14 protein-coding genes and 1 CRISPR repeat array (1 of these 15 cut by a window edge) are annotated in these 19,354 nt (G+C 53.6%); of the genes, 4 read left to right on the forward strand and 10 right to left on the reverse strand.

What is annotated here, in order from left to right:
- A CRISPR array of direct repeats spans positions 1-2,809; the repeat unit is 27 nt; unit sequence TTTCTAAGCCGCCTGTGCGGCGGTGAA; it begins 400 nt to the left of the window's first position.
- Between the two features lie 123 nt (positions 2,810-2,932).
- The 5 genes from cas1f to MIH19_RS20400 are packed head-to-tail and all read right to left on the reverse strand — an operon-like array spanning position 2,933 to position 7,799.
- Positions 2,933-3,877, reverse strand: a complete 945-nt coding sequence (gene cas1f, locus MIH19_RS20380) for a type I-F CRISPR-associated endonuclease Cas1f (protein WP_249006599.1) — start codon at positions 3,875-3,877, stop codon at positions 2,933-2,935.
- Entirely contained in the window at positions 3,874-4,413 is a 540-nt protein-coding gene (locus MIH19_RS20385) for a type I-F CRISPR-associated endoribonuclease Cas6/Csy4 (RefSeq protein ID WP_249006600.1), read from the reverse strand. Before MIH19_RS20385 ends, cas1f begins: the two co-directional genes overlap by 4 nt.
- Before the next feature lie 15 nt (positions 4,414-4,428).
- Positions 4,429-5,496, reverse strand: coding sequence for a type I-F CRISPR-associated protein Csy3 (gene csy3 / locus MIH19_RS20390; protein ID WP_249006601.1), 1,068 nt, complete (start codon positions 5,494-5,496; stop codon positions 4,429-4,431).
- Positions 5,497-5,499: 3 nt separating this feature from the next.
- Positions 5,500-6,495 (reverse strand): type I-F CRISPR-associated protein Csy2, encoded by a 996-nt coding sequence (locus MIH19_RS20395; protein WP_249006602.1) that lies wholly within the window; start codon positions 6,493-6,495, stop codon positions 5,500-5,502.
- Positions 6,492-7,799: a hypothetical protein gene (locus tag MIH19_RS20400; protein ID WP_249006603.1), complete on the reverse strand. Its 1,308-nt coding sequence runs from the start codon at positions 7,797-7,799 to the stop codon at positions 6,492-6,494. The genes MIH19_RS20395 and MIH19_RS20400 overlap by 4 nt, the downstream gene beginning before the upstream one ends.
- 227 nt (positions 7,800-8,026) lie before the next feature.
- Here MIH19_RS20400 and MIH19_RS20405 point away from each other — a divergent pair, with 227 nt between their 5' ends.
- Both MIH19_RS20405 and cas3f read left to right on the forward strand, forming a co-directional pair.
- Positions 8,027-8,827 carry a hypothetical protein gene (locus MIH19_RS20405; protein WP_249006604.1) on the forward strand — a complete coding sequence of 267 codons (801 nt, stop codon included), beginning with the start codon at positions 8,027-8,029 and terminating at the stop codon, positions 8,825-8,827.
- The gene (gene cas3f / locus MIH19_RS20410; protein ID WP_249006605.1) at positions 8,827-12,114 is read left to right on the forward strand and encodes a type I-F CRISPR-associated helicase Cas3f; all 3,288 of its coding nucleotides are present in this window, start codon (positions 8,827-8,829) and stop codon (positions 12,112-12,114) included. Before MIH19_RS20405 ends, cas3f begins: the two co-directional genes overlap by 1 nt.
- A 120-nt stretch (positions 12,115-12,234) precedes the next feature.
- Here cas3f and phoU read toward each other — a convergent pair whose 3' ends face one another.
- The 5 genes from phoU to MIH19_RS20435 form a co-directional block, all read right to left on the reverse strand.
- Positions 12,235-12,957, reverse strand: a complete 723-nt coding sequence (gene phoU, locus MIH19_RS20415; RefSeq protein WP_249006606.1) for a phosphate signaling complex protein PhoU — start codon at positions 12,955-12,957, stop codon at positions 12,235-12,237.
- A 44-nt stretch (positions 12,958-13,001) separates the two neighbouring features.
- On the reverse strand, positions 13,002-13,919 hold the full coding sequence (pstB, locus tag MIH19_RS20420) for a phosphate ABC transporter ATP-binding protein PstB (protein WP_249006607.1): 918 nt from the start codon (positions 13,917-13,919) through the stop codon (positions 13,002-13,004).
- A 10-nt stretch (positions 13,920-13,929) separates the two neighbouring features.
- Complete coding sequence (pstA, locus tag MIH19_RS20425) at positions 13,930-15,207, reverse strand: phosphate ABC transporter permease PstA (RefSeq protein WP_249006608.1); 1,278 nt, start codon at positions 15,205-15,207, stop codon at positions 13,930-13,932.
- Positions 15,200-16,588, reverse strand: a complete 1,389-nt coding sequence (gene pstC / locus MIH19_RS20430) for a phosphate ABC transporter permease subunit PstC (protein WP_249006609.1) — start codon at positions 16,586-16,588, stop codon at positions 15,200-15,202. The genes pstA and pstC overlap by 8 nt, the downstream gene beginning before the upstream one ends.
- A gap of 148 nt (positions 16,589-16,736) precedes the next feature.
- The gene (locus tag MIH19_RS20435; protein ID WP_249006610.1) at positions 16,737-17,795 is read right to left on the reverse strand and encodes a substrate-binding domain-containing protein; all 1,059 of its coding nucleotides are present in this window, start codon (positions 17,793-17,795) and stop codon (positions 16,737-16,739) included.
- Positions 17,796-18,023: 228 nt separating this feature from the next.
- Here MIH19_RS20435 and MIH19_RS20440 point away from each other — a divergent pair, with 228 nt between their 5' ends.
- Entirely contained in the window at positions 18,024-18,425 is a 402-nt protein-coding gene (locus MIH19_RS20440; RefSeq protein ID WP_249006611.1) for an acyl-CoA thioesterase, read from the forward strand.
- A gap of 71 nt (positions 18,426-18,496) precedes the next feature.
- Positions 18,497-19,294 carry an undecaprenyl-diphosphate phosphatase gene (locus tag MIH19_RS20445; protein ID WP_249006612.1) on the forward strand — a complete coding sequence of 266 codons (798 nt, stop codon included), beginning with the start codon at positions 18,497-18,499 and terminating at the stop codon, positions 19,292-19,294.
- Positions 19,295-19,354: the final 60 nt, after the last annotated feature.

A 19,354-nucleotide genomic window follows, 5' to 3' on the forward strand; every position in this document is an offset into this window, starting at 1 on the left:
GTAATGGCCGGCGTCGATGCTTTCTAAGCCGCCTGTGCGGCGGTGAACCGCCTGTTGGGACTGAGTGTGAGTTTAGAATTTTTCTAAGCCGCTTGTGCGGCGGTGAACGGCCCGAGTGGCTGAGCTTGAATCCCAGATATTTTCTAAGCCGCCTGTGCGGCGGTGAACTGACAACGAGATGGAGCAATTCGCGGAAGTGTTTTCTAAGCCGCCTGTGCGGCGGTGAACAGGTAGTCATTGATGGGGGCCATCCATCCGAATTTCTAAGCCGCCTGTGCGGCGGTGAACGTTTTTGAGCTATATTGACCGCTAAGTGATTGTTTCTAAGCCGCCTGTGCGGCGGTGAACGGGGCTATGGCCCAGGCGGTCAGCGATACCACTTTCTAAGCCGCCTGTGCGGCGGTGAACGCCGATGAGTAGGACTGCGGCCATTTCTAGTATTTCTAAGCCGCCTGTGCGGCGGTGAACACATCCAGACCACGATAACGAGCCACCGTTTCTTTCTAAGCCGCCTGTGCGGCGGTGAACCATGGGCAGGGTCGGTGGGGTGAACCCGGTCATTTCTAAGCCGCCTGTGCGGCGGTGAACCGTAAGCAGGGTGAGCATTACGCACTGTGCGATTTCTAAGCCGCCTGTGCGGCGGTGAACACACCACCACCAGCGCCCGCACCGGTTCCGTGTTTCTAAGCCGCCTGTGCGGCGGTGAACAAATCAACCGCCCACATGTGCGCCTCGGCGATTTTCTAAGCCGCCTGTGCGGCGGTGAACAACACCGCATCCAGCTCCACCGCGTTTGCCGTTTTCTAAGCCGCCTGTGCGGCGGTGAACCCAACATCGATTGCGTCTTGCCCGGTGTAGATTTTCTAAGCCGCCTGTGCGGCGGTGAAAAAAAGCGCCATCACGCCGACGCGGCGGCCGCAATTTCTAAGCCGCCTGTGCGGCGGTGAACGCGTTGAACGCCCGGAGCTGGCGGGCCTCATCTTTCTAAGCCGCCTGTGCGGCGGTGAACACTGGAACGATCAAAGGCATTTTCCATGAAATTTTCTAAGCCGCCTGTGCGGCGGTGAACCCGGCGAGGGCTGGGAAGAAATCTATACCGTATTTCTAAGCCGCCTGTGCGGCGGTGAACGGCGAAGCTGTCGGCATCCAGCCCGATGTTCATTTCTAAGCCGCCTGTGCGGCGGTGAACGCCCGCCTGTCACTTTCAGACATTGAGAAAGTTTTCTAAGCCGCCTGTGCGGCGGTGAACTCGAAGCGCAGACGGCCGAGTTTCTGGCATCTTTTCTAAGCCGCCTGTGCGGCGGTGAACTTCCGACTCCAGAAATTCCTGTGTGCCGGTGTTTTCTAAGCCGCCTGTGCGGCGGTGAACATACTGGTAATAGCTCACCGGCGCTGCCTCCTTTTCTAAGCCGCCTGTGCGGCGGTGAACTCAAACCTCTATTCCAGCCGCCTCTTCAAACATTTCTAAGCCGCCTGTGCGGCGGTGAACGTTTTATGCCAGCCTACCTGCTGGTCAATCTTTTTCTAAGCCGCCTGTGCGGCGGTGAACAGTCAATCGGCGTTTGTTGTTCCGTTTGTCCTTTTCTAAGCCGCCTGTGCGGCGGTGAACAAAAATGGACACAACCGGCATTTAACGCTTTTTTTCTAAGCCGCCTGTGCGGCGGTGAACGTAAGGTTTGCCCCCGCCTCCACTTTTATTTGTTTCTAAGCCGCCTGTGCGGCGGTGAACGGCGTGATGCTGAGCCAGCTTCGCCGGGCGCTTTTCTAAGCCGCCTGTGCGGCGGTGAACCCATCGCGAGTGATGCTGACTACGGCCTGCCCTTTCTAAGCCGCCTGTGCGGCGGTGAACGTAACCGGTAAATTCACTCAAAGCGTTAACAATTTCTAAGCCGCCTGTGCGGCGGTGAACGCTGAAACCGGCGCCCCAGATAGCGAGCTACTTTTCTAAGCCGCCTGTGCGGCGGTGAACGGCATTCAGTGCAGCGCACTAACCACTGGTCATTTCTAAGCCGCCTGTGCGGCGGTGAACTTTCCGCGCCGATGATTCAGTCGCTGTTGGATTTTCTAAGCCGCCTGTGCGGCGGTGAATGCGCTTGAAGCCCAGCAGGCGTGGCATACCCATTTCTAAGCCGCCTGTGCGGCGGTGAACCCACCCAACATCCATTCATCAGGTATTGAACTTTTCTAAGCCGCCTGTGCGGCGGTGAACACTCACGGCCTTTTTTGCTGATAAGCACCCGTTTTCTAAGCCGCCTGTGCGGCGGTGAACTCAAGAAACGCCTGGGTGTGCTGCTGGAAGATTTTCTAAGCCGCCTGTGCGGCGGTGAACGCTGCGTGTGCGCACGAAGCAGGCTGTAACGTTTTCTAAGCCGCCTGTGCGGCGGTGAACGGCATCAGCGAAGCCGAAGCCGGTTTCATGCTTTTCTAAGCCGCCTGTGCGGCGGTGAACGTGACATCGTGGGCAAGCTTACGATCGGCTATTTTCTAAGCCGCCTGTGCGGCGGTGAACCTGTGAAGGCCAAGAAGGCACCAGCGGAGTCATTTCTAAGCCGCCTGTGCGGCGGTGAACCTACCTTGGTCTGTCTCGGGCAAAAGTCTATCTTTCTAAGCCGCCTGTGCGGCGGTGAACTGCCGAGTGACTCACGAAACGAGTCGACATCTTTTCTAAGCCGCCTGTGCGGCGGTGAACACTTCGACGTGCAGCGCCTGGTTGTTTCGCCCTTTCTAAGCCGCCTGTGCGGCGGTGAACTGCAATCCAACCCGCGATGCCGCTGGCCTGCTTTTCTAAGCCGCCTGTGCGGCGGTGAACTGTTTTATATTGTCATAAAACCTATGTTTTTAAAGAGCTTGCGCCAACTCACCATTAAAAAACATACTTTTGGCGGAAATCATTTTAAATCTTTAATAACAGACAGTTGAATGATGCACAGATTTACAGGGTCGTCATCATCTTAATTTCGTCAAACAATTTCGATACCAGCCGCTCTCGGTCTACGGTATCAATAATCGATCCACGTAATTTCTTATCTGCTTGAGCGATATTCCGTTCCTCGCTACTAATCTCGAACGCGAGTGGAAGTACAAGTTGATCTTTGATTAGATCAGCAATATCGAAAACCAGACCACCGCGCCGGGTTTTGCCATGGAGTATTGGCAGAGCAAATGGAATACCCAACCCATGCAGAACCGCCGCGGAATACCCATACGCCAAATAATTTCCGTGATCGATCAAGCTATTCACAATTTCGCCTTGTGAGCCAGACTTTCTCTCGCCCTCGTCTCTACGAAACTCAACTCCATATTCTCGCGCTAGCAGTGCGTACAATTTTTTTGCCCATATTGCCTCCACAGTGAGTATATGGGTGGCTGATTCGCTCGTTTTCAGCCTGCTCCTGATATCCGCTAGTAATGAGCCAGGCAAGGTGATTCGTCGTTTTTTCCACGCTACCTCTGTCCATTGCAAACGTGTTTCAAGCAGATGCTTTCCGAGTTCAAGCCTTTTGTCATCGCATGACCAAAGCTTGAACCAGCGCTGTGCGTATTCTGTTGGTCGGTATTCGTCTTGCGGCAAAATAAATGTGGCGTCTAACGCGCCTATTAGCGGTGACCCACCCGACCCGCAGAAGCCTACCATTACATTAGATTCCGCCAGCTTGCGCATGGCGGAATTGGTAATGGATGTTCCGGTTCCAAGCAAAAGAAAAAGCGTATTTTTGTCCGGTATATTGAACAGCTTTTCGATGTTTTGCCCGGTATCCGTAAGGTAAACAACTCGCTCGTCTTTCTGAATAACTTTGCAGCGTTCCAGATAAAACACATTTGCGCGTTTGCTCAACGCAACCGCTCGGGGGCGGCCACTATGCGGCAGTGATTTCATGATACCTCTGGCAACCAGTAAGGCGCAGCTCGCGAGGAAAGCCCATACCCATTAAGCTTGCCTGGACTGTCTGACCGATGGTCAGACGTGAATCGCACCACTCCTAAACCGAATCGCAGATCAGGCTGCTTGATTGATCGCACATAGATTACCGGCATTTGCGTTAGCTTGTCTGACACTTCAGCTCGCCACTTAGCATCACTTTTGCGAGGATGGCGGTGCCGGGTGTAAGCGACCCAGCACTCGGGGTTTTCAGGACACGATTTAATGCGCTTCACGGCAATGTGATCTTTCACGCTGCTGTTGCCTTCCAACATGTCTGCCAACTCGTCAAGTTCAGGCCTGTCTTTTGCGTAAAGGCGTATGCGCTCCCCAACTTGCCTGTATTCGCCTGTCTTCATTAATGGCAGTGCCAGTGCTATCTCGGTATCGCTGTTGGCCATAAAATGATGGACCACTTTCACGATCTGGGACGCAACAACAGGCACTAGCGCGCCAGCGACAACTCGGATATCAATGTCCATATACTTTTGCATATCGCGCTCCACCCGTTAATCATCCTTCTTCTTTTTCTCACTGTAAACGCCACCGCGTATCAGTGCAGCGATCATGAACATGCCTTCAGGGGTGTCTGGATCAATCTCGCCAAGGCGGGGTGCTAACACAAATGCAGTGGTGCCACTTTTCTCATTTCGGAAGAACGTCATTTTGTCCAGATTAGCGCCTTCCGGTTCTACGGATATGGGCAGATCGTCGTTCAATTCCGCGGCTGGGTACCATGTGTCAATTGTACGGAGAGCATTACCGATTTTTTGATCGCGCAAAGCGGCAATGCCCATTTTTCGGACATCGTTGAACGCTTGTGCCTTGTCCGTTCCTTTGCCGGCAGCATTCAGGGGTTCCGCGCTTCCAATTTTGTAGAGCGGGCGAGCAAAGCCAGTTGGCTTTTCTTGAACGTAATTTTGTGAGGGGTACACTTCCATCGATGCTTTGAATCCCATATCAACAATCGCGCGTACCTGAAAGGACGTAACCCCTTTTCCTGACAGGCTTTCCGCGATTTTTTCGCCCAAAGCTTGCTCACCATCTGAGTAATCGTTAAAGCTATACAAACTGCTGCTAAAGGCGTCAACGTCTGTCAATGTGAGCACCGGGCTCTCAACCGAGATGGTGATTTTGTCGCTCAGGGTTCGGTTGCGCCACAGCCAACGACCATTAAGAATATTTCGCGCAAATCTTCTGCTAACTTCTTTCAAGCCGTCGCTGTTTTCACACGAAGCAGCAAACTGTTTAACGCCATCTCTGAAGGCAGCGGCGCTTTCGCCAGAGCAAGCGCTTAACGTTTCCCCAAGGGGTAGAAACCGAAACATGAATTCTACGCCGAACGCAGAGCTGGCAACGTCTGTCTTCGCGGATTCGGTGATCTGGATATTCGATACGTTCTTGTCAGCGCCTTTTTTGGATGAGGGTGTGTTTTGGGTGCCACGAATTCCGTGACGAATTACGGGAATGTCGCGCTCTTCACCGCTGCTCATGATGCTGAAAAATCGGCCGTCAGAAATAACACTGGCACGGTTGAAGCTGGCAACAGCTGGCAATTTCTTCAATATAGTGGTCATGAGTTAAACCTCGTAACAATGGTTGGGCTGGGTGATTAAAAATGTGTCGTCGGTAATCCAGGTCGGGGACCAGAATAAATCGTTAAAGTTGATCTTCTTCTTGATGGCTTGTCGGATGCTTTGAAGTTCCACCAAACCAATGAGGGGTTCGCAGAGCGCGTGCAGACAGTTTTCACGACTGCCCTGATTTTCGCTCAATGGTGATACCAGGCCATAGCCTAAAACAGCCGGCGACACCCATCGGTGGCGACTGGTTTCGGCGATCTTGGTCTTGATTTCAGATTCGGATTCAGAATCAAACTCAGATTTGGGGCCTTGGTGTGTACTTTTATCGGGGCGGCCAAGGGCTGCCAGTAAAAGGCGCTCTGTGCGGCCTTTCGTGGAATCCGGTTCGTTTAACGTATGAGTGTCGTCGGTCAGCACAAAGCCACCATGAACTGTCTTTTCGAGCACTGAGGGCGCAATAGGCTTACCTTCTTCAACTGGCGTTGACTGTCCCATAATGCCGGGCATCTCATCGGTTACCACAGGGGCGCCGTAATCTACGATTTGACCGCCAGCCAGCCGGGCTCCGTGCAGTAAGAAAGTCGCCGCATCGCGCTCGATGATGCCATCCGGCGTTTCAGCTTGGTTTGGCGCCAGCTTGAATACGATGCTCCAATGGCCGTTCATGTGCGCGTTTGGTTGCGATGCGTTGCTGCCAAGCGTATTACCGGTGGGTTTCCCTGCTGCGTCGATTCCGTCAAAAAGTGTTGCCCCCTTCATACTCAAGAGCCAGTAATCTTGATCGGTGCTGTATTTGTCCAGGTGCTTATCCGCCAGCAACTCTGCGCTGTGGTGTATCAACATCACTCCTTCAACGATGATGCCTGTGCGCAAGGAAAAAGCCGTGCCCATGAGCGATGCCGCCATGGCCGGCACCAGCGAAATTATCCCACCGGCTGCAAGCGCGTTTGCCCTCGACACTTCAAGATGAGGAAGAATCAGGTATTTAGTCACAGTAGCCCCCAGGTAATGATCGAATGTGCGATGCGCCCGGTGTCTGTGTCATCCAGCCCAAGCGTTAGGTTCTGGCCCTGTTCGTTAATGCCCAAGGAATAATTTTGCAGTGCCTTTGCAAGTGTTCGCGCTTCTTTTTTTAACCAATTTGGCGAGCGAAGTGCCGGGTTCAGCCACGCTTCAAAGCGTGAACCGTCGGTTTTGTCGGTGAATGGCAAAGGTGTAGGTAATTCAGACGCGTGTTGCTCTATTAATTTTCGAGCCCGACCCGCCTGATTGATCCAGGACCCGGCTATTACTTTGAGGTATGGAATTTCGGCTTCGACATTTTTTGCGCCCCAAATTGACGTGCGCTCACCGGTGCCACGCGTTTTTTCCAAAAACGCCTCGTAATGCTGAACTAGAACTTTGGGTATATAAAATCGGACCCCGTTATAAGCAATTCCGAACGCAGCACGCTGCTCTTTGGAGGACTGAGGAAGGTTGTCGAATACCACCGGTCGAGTGAGCACGAACGCTTTACTACCGACGTTATTTGGCTTTGCCCCACCTACAGGCAGCTTTTTGACCATCCCGAATCTCGGCAAATCTTCAAGCTTTTGTAACAACTCGGATTTTTCTTCATTCGTACGCTTTGTGTCTTTGAGTTGCTTGCGGATATCAAATTTCGTGTTGCTGAGTTCGCGACAGTAATGGCTAATATCGGAGGCCACTTGCAAGCTGGGAAGCGGGGTAACGGATACGAACTCGCCGTTTTCTCTGGGAAGCAGGAGTTGCTTAACCCGAATCGGTAGCGGGTTTGGAACCTGAGCGTCTGGAAGCTCACCCCGGCTCATGGCTTGGTAAAGATCAACTACCTGCTGGCGTTCACGAACCGGCAGCTCTACGGCAGATTTAACCCCTGCAGTATCACCAAGCCAATACCGAAGCACTCCGACAGGTTTTGTCGTGTCCTGCTTGATATAGTCCAGTTCAATGCCTTCGCCAGAACCTGTGCTTAGCCGGTCCGCAAGCAGTGTTCTGCCCGAAAGATGGGGCAGCTTAAGGGCATGGGCTTTACCCAGGCGGGCTCCACCTTCCTTGGCTTTGCTGTTTACCACCTTGAAAGAGTAGTGGAAATACAAGGCTTGCAGATGGCGCATCCACTCGTGCGCAAATTCTGCCGGGTTGTCGGGCTGCGTCAGCTCTATTGGCACGTCTTTGACTTTCGGGGCCTTTGCTGGCGAATTGTCGGTAGCGGTTTTTTGATCGTTGGCAAACAAGGATGCTTGCTGACTGTTGCCCTGTGCATTATCCCGTGACATATCGTTCTTCCAGTCGCTATTTCCATACAGACTACCCCGCGTGGATCATTAGAGATATGCTGTAACGAATCATCTGAAAAAATAGCCTTGGATTATTTATGCTTCAGCTTCCGTTCCAAATAGTGACTTTTGCGGCAAGGCGGCTGTTTTACGCTGGCGAGTTACAGCAAAAAAGTCTGGCCGATGCGTTTTGTCTGGCGCCGGGCGCGGCAAGCAGGCGCATGAGCTTGCTGCGGGAGCAGTTCGCCGACTTTATTGACCACGACAAACCGCGAAAACTGGTTTGCGTGAGGCCAAATGAATTACAGCAAAAATACCCATGCGTGAACGGTAATGCGATTTTAAATGAGCTACGAGAACGGTCTGGTCCATCAAGAAATCAAAATGGATTCCCCATGATTGAAGCGCAGCACCGTGGCGGCGCTGTGTGGAACGATGGCGCTTTCGTGGCGCCCACCTTTGACGAACCCCAAACCGCCTTGCGTGTGCCGGATGAAATAGATTACACATCGTTATTGTTTGCCCTGTGCCGAAGCCAGGCTGTTGGAATCAACTACGTCAAACTGAATGTGGATGATCAGCCACGTGATCGTATCGTCTACCCTATGTATTTGCGTCTGCTTGGCGATCACTTGGCTGTTTCGTGTTACGACTACGAGGCTCTGCGCCACTACTCACATGGCTCACCGCCGCCGCTTAAAACCTTTGTTTTGTTCCGTATACTGTTTGTCGAGTCGTTGTACCAGAACGCCGAGTATCGCCGCGTAACGAACGTGATCAATGACCTTACTTATGGCCGCGAGTTGATTCGCCCTTATCGCGTCACATTGAATAGCCAATACAGTGAGAGTCAGCGTTTGGTTATAAGCCGTGAACTCGGCCTTGATCATCTTGGACGTAAATTTATGGACACAGCCACCCTGTTCTTTTTCAAGGCGCGTTTTTGTGGGGCTGTTTCATCGGATAATCAGCAGGGTAGCCCGGGATCGTTGATCTGGCCGCCTGTCGTCGGCGTGGAGTTAACCTGATGTTTGTTACCTTTGTATGCATGAGTGAGAAGAAGTCCATTAGCCGTGTTCGGCGCGTTTTAGACCGCTACGCCATCCGAATCGGCAAGCAAACCTGGAATACGCCGATTACCAAAGAGGCGCTAGACGATGTTTACCGAGTGGTGCGCCAAGGTGCTACGCGGCATACCGCCGTCGCCTGTTACCGGAACAATAGCACTCGGTCAATGAATCTTATCTGGACGGTTGGTCGGCGCGACCAGTTCGGTGCTAACGGCGCTGTTGCGGTCGCGCACAAGCGTAGAGCACCGGCGCCTATTGCCCCTTGGGTTCGCACCGCAGCGCTAGTGGCTCAATGTTCCGGCTTCAATCACGATATTGGCAAGGCCACCTTGCAGTTTCAGAACAAACTCACCACCTCCGCTAAGGGTGGCTCATGTTTTATCCGTGACCGCGTTCGGCATGAATGGGTGTCCCTGGTGGTGTTTGAGCATTGGCGTGACGCTATGGCACATTGGGAGCGTGACGGCCCTAGTGTGACTGAAAGCGCTGATAATCCGCCACGCCTGCATGAATCCTTTCCAGCCGTGCGGCCTGACGCGCAACCGCAGTTATTGAAGGGCTTGCCCGCAAATCCTGTCAGGAATATTCGTAACGCCCTCGATTTTTGCACCCTGACCCATCATGGGTTGTTGGGCGTGGACGCCCGCAATCTAACAGATAAACCGCCCAAAGTTGAGGATACACCCGGCGGGTCAGCGCACGTTCGAACTTCGCAGGAGCTTGTGCGCGATCAGCCAGATTCGCTGTATCGCAATGTGCCCGACAATGCCACGTTCAAAGTGGATACCGAGAAACGGTTGTGGTCGCTCACAAAGCGCGTTTTAAAGCGCAATGAGGATTACGGAGATAATCCGCACTATGCCCGCGGCATTGCCCTTATCGCCAGGGCGGCGCTGATTGCTGCTGACCATGAGGTGTCCAGTCAGCGCTATCCGGGAACAGTGGCTAAACGTGATGTAAAAGCCACATTGTATGCCAACACCAAGCCGCTACCGTCTCGCGGCCACGCAAGCCAGCGACGAGCCTTGGATCAACCGTTGGATTGGCATTTGGAAAATGTCGGGCGAATGGCCGGTCGGTGGGTTCACCGAATAGCCACTTTGAACGATGAATTTGAAGGGCTGACCGAAGGGAGTCGTGCGCAACTTCGGGTTTCCTCCGGTATTGACCGGTTTTCCTGGCAAGATCGTGCCGCCGAAACAATGGCGCGGAGCGTAAGTGACGCGCAATTGGGTAACCTTGTATTTAATATGGCTGGCACAGGCTCTGGGAAAACGCTAGCGAACATCAAAATAGCAAATGCTCTCGTACCCGAGAGCGCGCCATTAAGACTATCCATTGCGCTTAATTTGCGATCTTTAACACTACAGACTGCGAGCAGTTTAAAAAGACAATCCGGATTAATGCCGTCAGAGGTGGCCACGGTTATCGGGGATCGGTTTGCAATATCCGCTTATGAGCTGTCGGGGGCAAGTATCGAGGATGGCGAGCGCGGTTCCGATGATTTTCCAGAACTGGAGAGTGACGTAGTGGGTGGCGACGGTGTTGGTTATCCAGAGTGGCTGGATAAGTGGCTGACCTCGACACAGCGAAAGCGCCAGAAACCCGTGAAAAAATTGCTTACGGCGCCGGCGCTTGTATCCACCTCGGATTACCTTGTTGATGCTGGTGATCCTAGCCGGCAAGGCCGGCACGTGATTGCGTTGTTACGGGTAGCCTCAAGCGATCTGATTCTGGATGAGGCCGATCAATACGACTCGAAAGCGCTTATTGCCATGGCTCGGGTTGTGCAGCTATCGGCGCTGTTCAATCGCAACGTGATTGTATCAAGTGCCACACTCTCATTACCGGTGGTCGGAACTCTGACCGCAGCTTATCTTTCCGGTGTGGCTATGAGGGACGCCCTGAAAACTCCACAAACAGAACCGGTAACGACAGCGCCTGTTTGGTTTGTGGATGATTTTTTACCGACGGAGGTACATCAAATGGATGTCGCGGGCCGTGTGGGTGAGCGCTATGGTGCGCGAGTGCAGCGTTTGATGGACGTTGTGACGCGCCGGCCTGCAGCCCGGCTGGGCTATATTCAGTCTGTGCGGCCACCCACCGCTGATATTTACCCGATAATGGCTATGGCAAACGCAGTAACAAGCTCTATTCATCGGTTGCATAAAAGCCATGGATGGAACGATGAACGTACTGGCAAGCGAGTATCTTTTGGTGTGGTTCGCGTGGCCAACATCAGGCCCTGTGTCGAGTTAGCCGCAGCGTTGTGCGGAAACGGTATATACGTTACGGCTTATCATGCGCAGGATCTCAAAGGACGGCGCTGGATGAAGGAACAACTCTTTGATGACTTGTTTAATCGCTCTGAAAGCGCATCCCAACCCGTTAACCACCCGCACATTCGCGCCATTCTGGATAAAGCGCCAGAGTCTGATATCACCTTTGTGGTTGTGGCCACGCCGGTTGAAGAAGTCGGGCGCGATCACGATTTCGACTGGGCCATAATCGAGCCATCAAGCGCGGCGTCTATCGTGCAAATGGCTGGTCGGGTTAACCGGCATCGGTTACTCACCATAATAGAGCCGAACATTGCGATTCTCGACCGCAACCTGCTCTCGCTGAAAGGCGAGTCGCGATGCTTTTCGCGGCCCGGTAATAACCAGCTTGTCGCCACCAGTGCGCAACCTATGACGCACCAATTGGCCGGCGCGTGGGGATGGATGGATTCAAAGATGCTGCCTATCACCAGCGCCCTTCAATTCGGTCACCAAACGCAAAAACCAGAATTAGCTTGCTTAGACGAAAGGGCTTTTACCAAAGAACTCCTACCTGGCCACAATGCCATGACCGCCGATAAACCCGGTTACTACGCATCGTGGATCGCCACGCCCTTCTATAAAGAATACCGCTTGAGGAGTAACTCCCAGCGTATGGATCAGTATCGTTTCATACGCACCGGGCCCGATTCAGCGTGGGAATCCGAGCAGTTGCACGTATCCGCTCATTCCAACAGTACGGAATGGAAGTCGGTCGCTGTCACTATTGCGCCACCTAATCATGATAACGCTGCAACCCACTTATGGGCATCATGGTCGCTGGACGAAATGGATCTAATTCTCAATAATTTAGAAACCGACGAAGCTTTTTTAACCGGCGCATTCGAGTTTTCAGTGCGAGCGACTTCAGGTCATGGCGACCTTATCTTTAATGAAGCTTTTGGAGGCCCATTAGTGATCCGGTAGAGTTAAGACGTCATGCCAAGACACCTGTTCAACGGCTTGACTCTTAACTTTTCAAATTAAAAATTTATGTTGCTTCATTAAAAAAAGGAGCTACCGGTTAGATTAATTTTGGCGCTTACGCTAGCGCCCCACCACCCGCTCCGTCTCTTCCATCGGCGTATGGCGTACATCCTCACCCTTCACCATGAAAATCACGTTTTCGGCAATGTTACAGGCGTGGTCTCCTACCCGTTCCAGAGCCCGCAGTACCCACATGATCGACATGCAGCGGGATATGTTGCGGGTATCTTCCATCATATGGGTCAGAAGGGTGCGGGCGGCGGCCTGATACTCTTCATCCACCCGTTTGTCTTCTTTCATGACTCGCAGCGCCTGTTCGGCGTCCAGCCGCACAAAGGCGTCCAGGGAATCGTGCAGCATGGCGTGCACATGGCTGCCAATGTGGCGGACTTCCACGTAGCCGAGTGATGTCTGGCCCTCTGCCTCCAGCTTCAACGCCAGTTTGGCGATTTTTTTGGCCTCGTCGCCCACCCGCTCCAGATCGACCACCATTTTAATGACCGCGATCACCAGTCTCAGATCCCGCGCCGCGGGCTGACGCCGGGCGATAATGAGTATGGCCTCTTCATCGATGTCAATTTCCATCTGGTCAACACCACGGTCGCCTGCGCGCACTTGTTCCGCCAGAACGCTGTCATTGGCGGTCAGCGCTTGCACGGCACTGCCAATCTGCGCTTCCACCAGCCCGCCCATTTCCAGAAAACGGGTTTTCAGTTCCAGCAGCTCGTTGTTGAAACGCTGGGAGATGTGATCGCCATACACTTGGTCTTTGTTGTTCGGCATTGTATTGCTCCGTAAATAATCTGGCCTTACCGGCACAGGCAGGCTTAGCCGAAACGGCCGGTAATATAGGATTCGGTCAGCGGATGCTGGGGCGAAGTAAACACCGTGTCTGTTTCATTCACTTCGACAAGGTGACCCATGTGGAAATAAGCGGTGCGGTTGGAAACCCGAGCCGCCTGTTGCATTGAGTGAGTCACGATGACGATGGTGTAGCTTTCGGACATCTCGGCAATCAGTTCTTCCACTCGTGCAGTTGCAATCGGGTCAAGGGCCGAACAGGGCTCGTCCATCAGGATCACTTCCGGACTGACGGCAATGGCGCGGGCAATACACAGGCGCTGCTGCTGGCCGCCGGACATGCCGGTTGCCATGGCATCCAGACGGTCTTTAGCCTCATTCCACAAGCCCGCCTTGCGAAGGCTATTTTCGACAATGTCGTCAAGCTCAGACTTGCGATTTGCCAGCCCGTGAATTCGGGGCCCATAGGCCACATTGTCATAGATCGATTTCGGGAACGGGTTCGGCTTCTGGAACACCATGCCGACCCTGGCCCTCAGTTCAACCACGTCCCGCTTGGCGTCATAGATGTTCTGATCGTCCAGCTCAAGAGTGCCTTTCACGCGGCAAATATCAATGCTGTCATTCATGCGATTCAGGCATCGCAAAAAGGTTGATTTACCGCAACCAGAAGGACCGATGAAAGCAATGACCTCGTTTCGGCCAATATCCAGGCTGATATTCTTGATCGCCCGGTCTGCGCCGTAGGAAACGTCCACATTACGCAGCTTGAATTTAGGGTTGTCGGTAAATGGCTTTCCAACCGTCTTACCTTCTTCAATCACGGTATCTTCGGGCTTGTCTTCCATCAGGGAATCTTTGCGTTTGTGTTCAGGCACAGGAATCGATGCCCCCTTGCCTCGCATCTCGGCTTCTGCGGAAATACTCGGACTCATCGTGTTCATATCATTCTCCTTACCAGCGACGCTCAAGCCGCTTTCGCAGCCAGATCGCCAATGCGTTCATAATGATCATGAAGGTAAGCAGCACCATGATGGCGGCGGATGCCAGCTCCACAAAACCTTGCTCGGAGCTGCTCGCCCAGAGGTAAATCTGTACCGGCAACACGGTGGCTGAACTGAAAAGCCCGTCAGGTACATCCACGATAAACGCCACCATGCCAATCAGCAGCAACGGTGCGGTTTCACCCAGAGCCTGAGCCATACCGATGATGGAACCGGTCAGCATACCGGGCATCGCCAGGGGCACCACGTGGTGAAGCACCACCTGCATCTTGGAGGCGCCAATACCCTCGGCTGCCTCCCGTATTGAAGGCGGGACACTTTTGATGGCGGCACGGCTGGAAATAATGATGGTTGGAAGCGTCATTAACGCAAGTACCAAACCACCTACGACAGGAACCGACCGGGGCATTCCGAACAGGTTTATGAATACCGCCAAGCCCAACAAACCAAAGATGATAGACGGTACCGCCGCCAGGTTATTGATATTCACTTCGATAAAATCGGTGAGCTTGTTCTGGGGCGCGAACTCTTCCAGATAGACTGCCGCCGCAATTCCCACGGGGAATGAAATGGCCAGGGTCACCAGCATGGTCAATAAGGAACCCACAATCGCACCAAGAACACCGGCGTTGGCAGGCTCTCTGGAGTCGCCTCGACTGAACAGCACGTCGTTGAAGCTGGTATCAATAATCCCTTTCTGCACCAGCTCGTCGACCCAGCGCTGCTGCTGTTCGGAGAGTTTGATGCTGTACCGAGGATTGTCCGCATGCTTGACGTAGACCGACACCCGATCATGAGTGGGAAACTCAATGGTTTGGGTGGTATTCAAAAGCTCCGGATTTTTTGTCAGTAAATTGCGGATTTCGCTGTCTGCGAAGGTACCCAGAAAACGGCCCAGCTCGCGTTTCTCAGCCGCGCCGGCTGCCTCAGGAACTTGCGCCTGCAAGGCGGCGAGAATCGGCGCCTTGAAATCCGCGTTGGACCATTGGTCTTTATCCGTCGGATCATCCAGGTACATCAATCCCGAATCGAGAGACACGTCCAGGGTGATGGTGGTCTTTACGAACCCTGTATGTCCCTTGCTGATAATGTCGGCGAACAGGATAAACAGGGACGCGAGTGCAATGAAAATCGCCAGAATTCCATACAGCCGGAACCGGCGCTCCTTACGGTACCGGCGTTTCAGCGATTTGCGGACGATCTCCGCCTGAGAACGTTGATCAGTCATACTGTTCCCTATATTTGCGTACTATCTTTAGAGCGACCACGTTGAGCAGCAGCGTGACGATGAACAGCAGCATGCCCAAAGCGAAGGCCGAAAGTGTCTTGGCGCTGTCGAACTCCTGGTCGCCCACCAGCAGTGTCGCAATCTGCACGGTTACGGTGGTTACCGAGTCCAGCGGATTGGCCGTCAGGTTGGCCGCTAGGCCTGCCGCCATGACCACAATCATGGTTTCACCGATGGCACGGGACGCTGCCAGCAGAATACCGCCAATAATGCCCGGCAGGGCCGCCGGGAAAATCACCTTCTTCATGGTTTCCGACTGCGTCGCACCCAGAGCCAACGAGCCATCGCGCATGGTCTGAGGTACCGCGCTGATCACATCATCTGACAGCGATGACACGAACGGCACAATCATGATTCCCATCACCAGGCCAGCGGCCAGAGCACTTTGGGAGGAGGCTTCCATACCCACTATTGCAGCAAGTTCACGGATAAACGGGGCAACGGTCAACGCAGCGAAAAAGCCGTAAACAACGGTAGGGATGCCCGCCAGCATCTCCAGCACAGGCTTTACCGTCGACCGCATACGCTTGCTCGCATATTCTGAAAGATAGATGGCGGACAGCAAGCCAACGGGCACAGCAACCAACAAAGCAATGGCAGAAATCAGCAGGGTGCCGGTAAACAGGGGAATAACACCGAAAGCGCCTTCGGAACCTATCTGATCGATCCGTATAGCGGTTTGAGGACTCCAGCTAGTTCCGAACAGGAACTCGGTAATCGGCACTCTGTCGAAGAACCGCATGGTTTCAAGAAAGACCGAGAATACGATGCCTGCAGTGGTCAACACAGCCAAGGCAGCACACGCAAAGAAGATTCGGCGCAGGGTGGTTTCTACGTTTTTTCTGGCGTTTATGTGGGGCGCTACGCGGGTCCAGGCAAAGGTTGCTCCCAACACTGCAATCAACACAACCAGGATGGCTTTGAAATTTCCGCTCTTGTCTTGCATGGCTTCCAGCAATGAAGCCGCCCCGGTAATATGCTTCGGCAAAAACTCAGGGTTGAGGCTACCAGCTGCCACGTTGCTGATTTGAGAGAGAATCAGGCTTGCCTGTCCGGCCGACTCGGGCCAGGTATCCTGGGGCAGCGATGCGATCACAATGCCCTGAATGACCTTGTCTTCAAAACCGGCCCAGACCGCCAGCACAATCAGTGCCGGGATAGCACACCAAAGTGCTGCACGCGCCGCGTAGTAAAAAGGGAGAGCCTTGAGATTCCGGATGCCGCCAAGGGGCGCTGCCACAGCCCGGGATCGCATATAAGCGAGGCCATAGGCAACCACAGCGAGAACCAGAACCAGGGGCAGAAGATTGGCCGTCTGCATAACAGTCTCTGTGTTGGTGGTTTTAAGTTAACTGGACGCCTATTCTGCCAGTTTGCCGCATAAAAATATTCACACAACCGCAACAAAACAACGCAGGCCTGAAAGCCCGCGTTGTTTTGTCGTCATCCTTGACGTTGCCTGGCCGGCCCTACAACTCGTTACCCGTCATCGGCGCCAGTTCTTTCACTGCTTTGGCAATCTTCATGCGCTCGTTGCGCGGGCTTGGGATCAGGCCTACATCAACCAGGTAGCCGTTATCACCCCAGGCGCCTTCGCTGGTGAACTCGGAAATGTATTCCTGGATACCAGGAACAACACCCACGTGCGCCTTTTTGACGTAGAACCACAGCGAGCGGGCTACCGGATATTGATCGCTGGAAATCGCTTCGGGAGTCGGTTCGACGCCGTTCACGGTCGCGGCCTGGATCTGGCCACTGTTTTCCATCAGGAAGCTGTAGCCGAAGATACCGACAGTTTCCGGATCTTGGGCCAGACGCTGAACGATCAGGTTATCGTTTTCGCCGGCTTCAACGAACGGGCCGTCTTCACGCATGCTTTGACACACGGTTTTGAACTTGTCTTCGTTCTCGTCTTCCATCTGCGCGATCATGGGGAACTGCTTGCAACCGCTTTCCATCGCCAACTCGACAAACGCGTCGCGTGTGCCTGAAGTCGGAGGCGGGCCCATTACGCTGATGGCAATATTCGGAAGGCTGGCGTCGATTTCACTCCAGTTCATGTAAGGGTTGGCTACCAGCTCGTTGCTACCGTCCGGGTTAGGTACATCTTTAGCCAGTGCCAGGAAAATTTGCTTCAGGGACAAGTCGAGCTTTTCCGCTTCCTTGGAGTTTGCCATAACGATACCGTCAGCACCGATACGTACTTCGGTGATTTCCTTGACGCCGTTGGCCTGGCACATGTCGAATTCGCTCTTCTTCATGCGACGGGAAGCGTTGGTGATGTCTGGGTGCTGGGTGCCAACACCTTGACAGAATAGCTTCAGGCCGCCACCGGAGCCGGTAGACTCAATCTTGGGCGTCGCAAAGTCGGTGTTACGGCCAAAACGCTCGGCAACCACGGTTGCAAAAGGATACACCGTTGACGAGCCGACGATGCTAATGGTGTCGCGAGCCATGGCCGGAGCCGAAAGTGCCGCAATTGCGCCAGCAAGGGTTGCTGTTGTCAGAGCTTTATAGAGTTTAGTCACCGTGTTTCTCCTAGGTTGCATCACTTTTTATATCAACATCTGCTGTTTTGATGGCCCAAGACTAGGCATTCTCTGTGACAGGTTTGTGACAAAGGCTGAAATTATCTAAATTCACCATCAGAACCGCGAACACACCTGACAAATGACAGGCGCGGCATTACCATGCAGCCAAACAATTAAGGAATTTGCCAAACTGGCATTCCGCCACTTTTCTTAAAGGCCTGTGTGATGAGCACTTTTGACGACGACAACCCAATGCCCCTCGGCGAGTTAATCCTGCGAATCATTCCATTTCCCGGCGATACCAACGCCAACGGCGATGTGTTCGCAGGCTGGCTGGTGAAGCAGATGGATATAGCAGCGGCCACTATGGCGGCCAGGATATCCAAAGGCCGAAGCGCCACTGTGGCTATGGACCGGATGGAATTTTTGTCGCCGGTACGGGTTGGCTCGCAGGTTGGCTGTTATTGCGAACTGATCGAAATTGGCCGTAGCTCAATGAATATTAAAATAGAAGTGTGGACGATGGACCGCTACTCCGAAGATCGCCGCAAGGTGACCGAAGGCCGCTTTGTTTACGTGGCGATTGATGAAGTCGGCCGTATCCGCGAAGTGCCGAACCAGTCCTGACCCTTGTTGTGTGTAATACCTTGGCCTGCTTTAGCGCCCCGGATTGTTGTGAAACCTTGGATTGATACGATATGGACTTTTTTCAGGCGGTTTTTCTTGGTTTGCTGCAGGGGCTGACAGAATTTCTGCCCATCTCCAGCTCTGCCCACCTTATTCTTACGCCGGCCCTGCTGGACTGGCAGGACCAAGGCGTAGGCTTTGACCTGGCCGTTCATGTGGGCACCCTGCTGGCTGTGGTGCTCTACTTCCGCCGCGATGTGTTCGGTATAGCCCGCGACGGCCTGGCATCCATGGCCCAGCGCCGGATTGTAGGCCAGGGTGCCATGGCGTTTTATCTGGTGATAGGCACCATTCCCGCAGGCCTGGCAGGGTTGGCGTTGCTGGATATGATTGATAACGAGTTGCGCTCACCTACGATCATCTTCACCACCACCCTGATCTTCGGTTTGCTGTTGGGTGTGGCCGACTGGATACCCAAACGCGATCGCTCGCTGGACTCCATTCGCTGGAAAGACGCGCTGATTGTTGGCCTGGCTCAGGCTATTTCCCTGGTACCCGGCACCTCACGCTCGGGCATTACCATCACTGCCGGCCTGTTTCTGGGCCTCAGCCGCGAAGCAGCATCCCGCTTTTCATTCCTGCTGGCCATCCCGATTACGGCGCTGGCGGCGAGTGTAAAAATCCTGGAAGTGGCGATGATGGACGTCGCTGTAGACTGGACGGGGTTTTTGATCGGCGGCGTTACTTCATTCGTTATGGCCATCACCGCCATCCACTTCTTTCTGAAGTGGTTGAATAAAGTGGGCATGTGGCCGTACGTGGTTTACCGGGTGATTCTGGCTGGCGTTATTTTTGCGGTTCTAATGTAGGTTTAGTGCAATGACAATGCCAGAAACCCGGCCCTGGCAACTCGTGCAAACCACCAAAGC

Source organism: Marinobacter sp. M1C (genome assembly GCF_023314135.1).
Lineage (GTDB): Bacteria > Pseudomonadota > Gammaproteobacteria > Pseudomonadales > Oleiphilaceae > Marinobacter.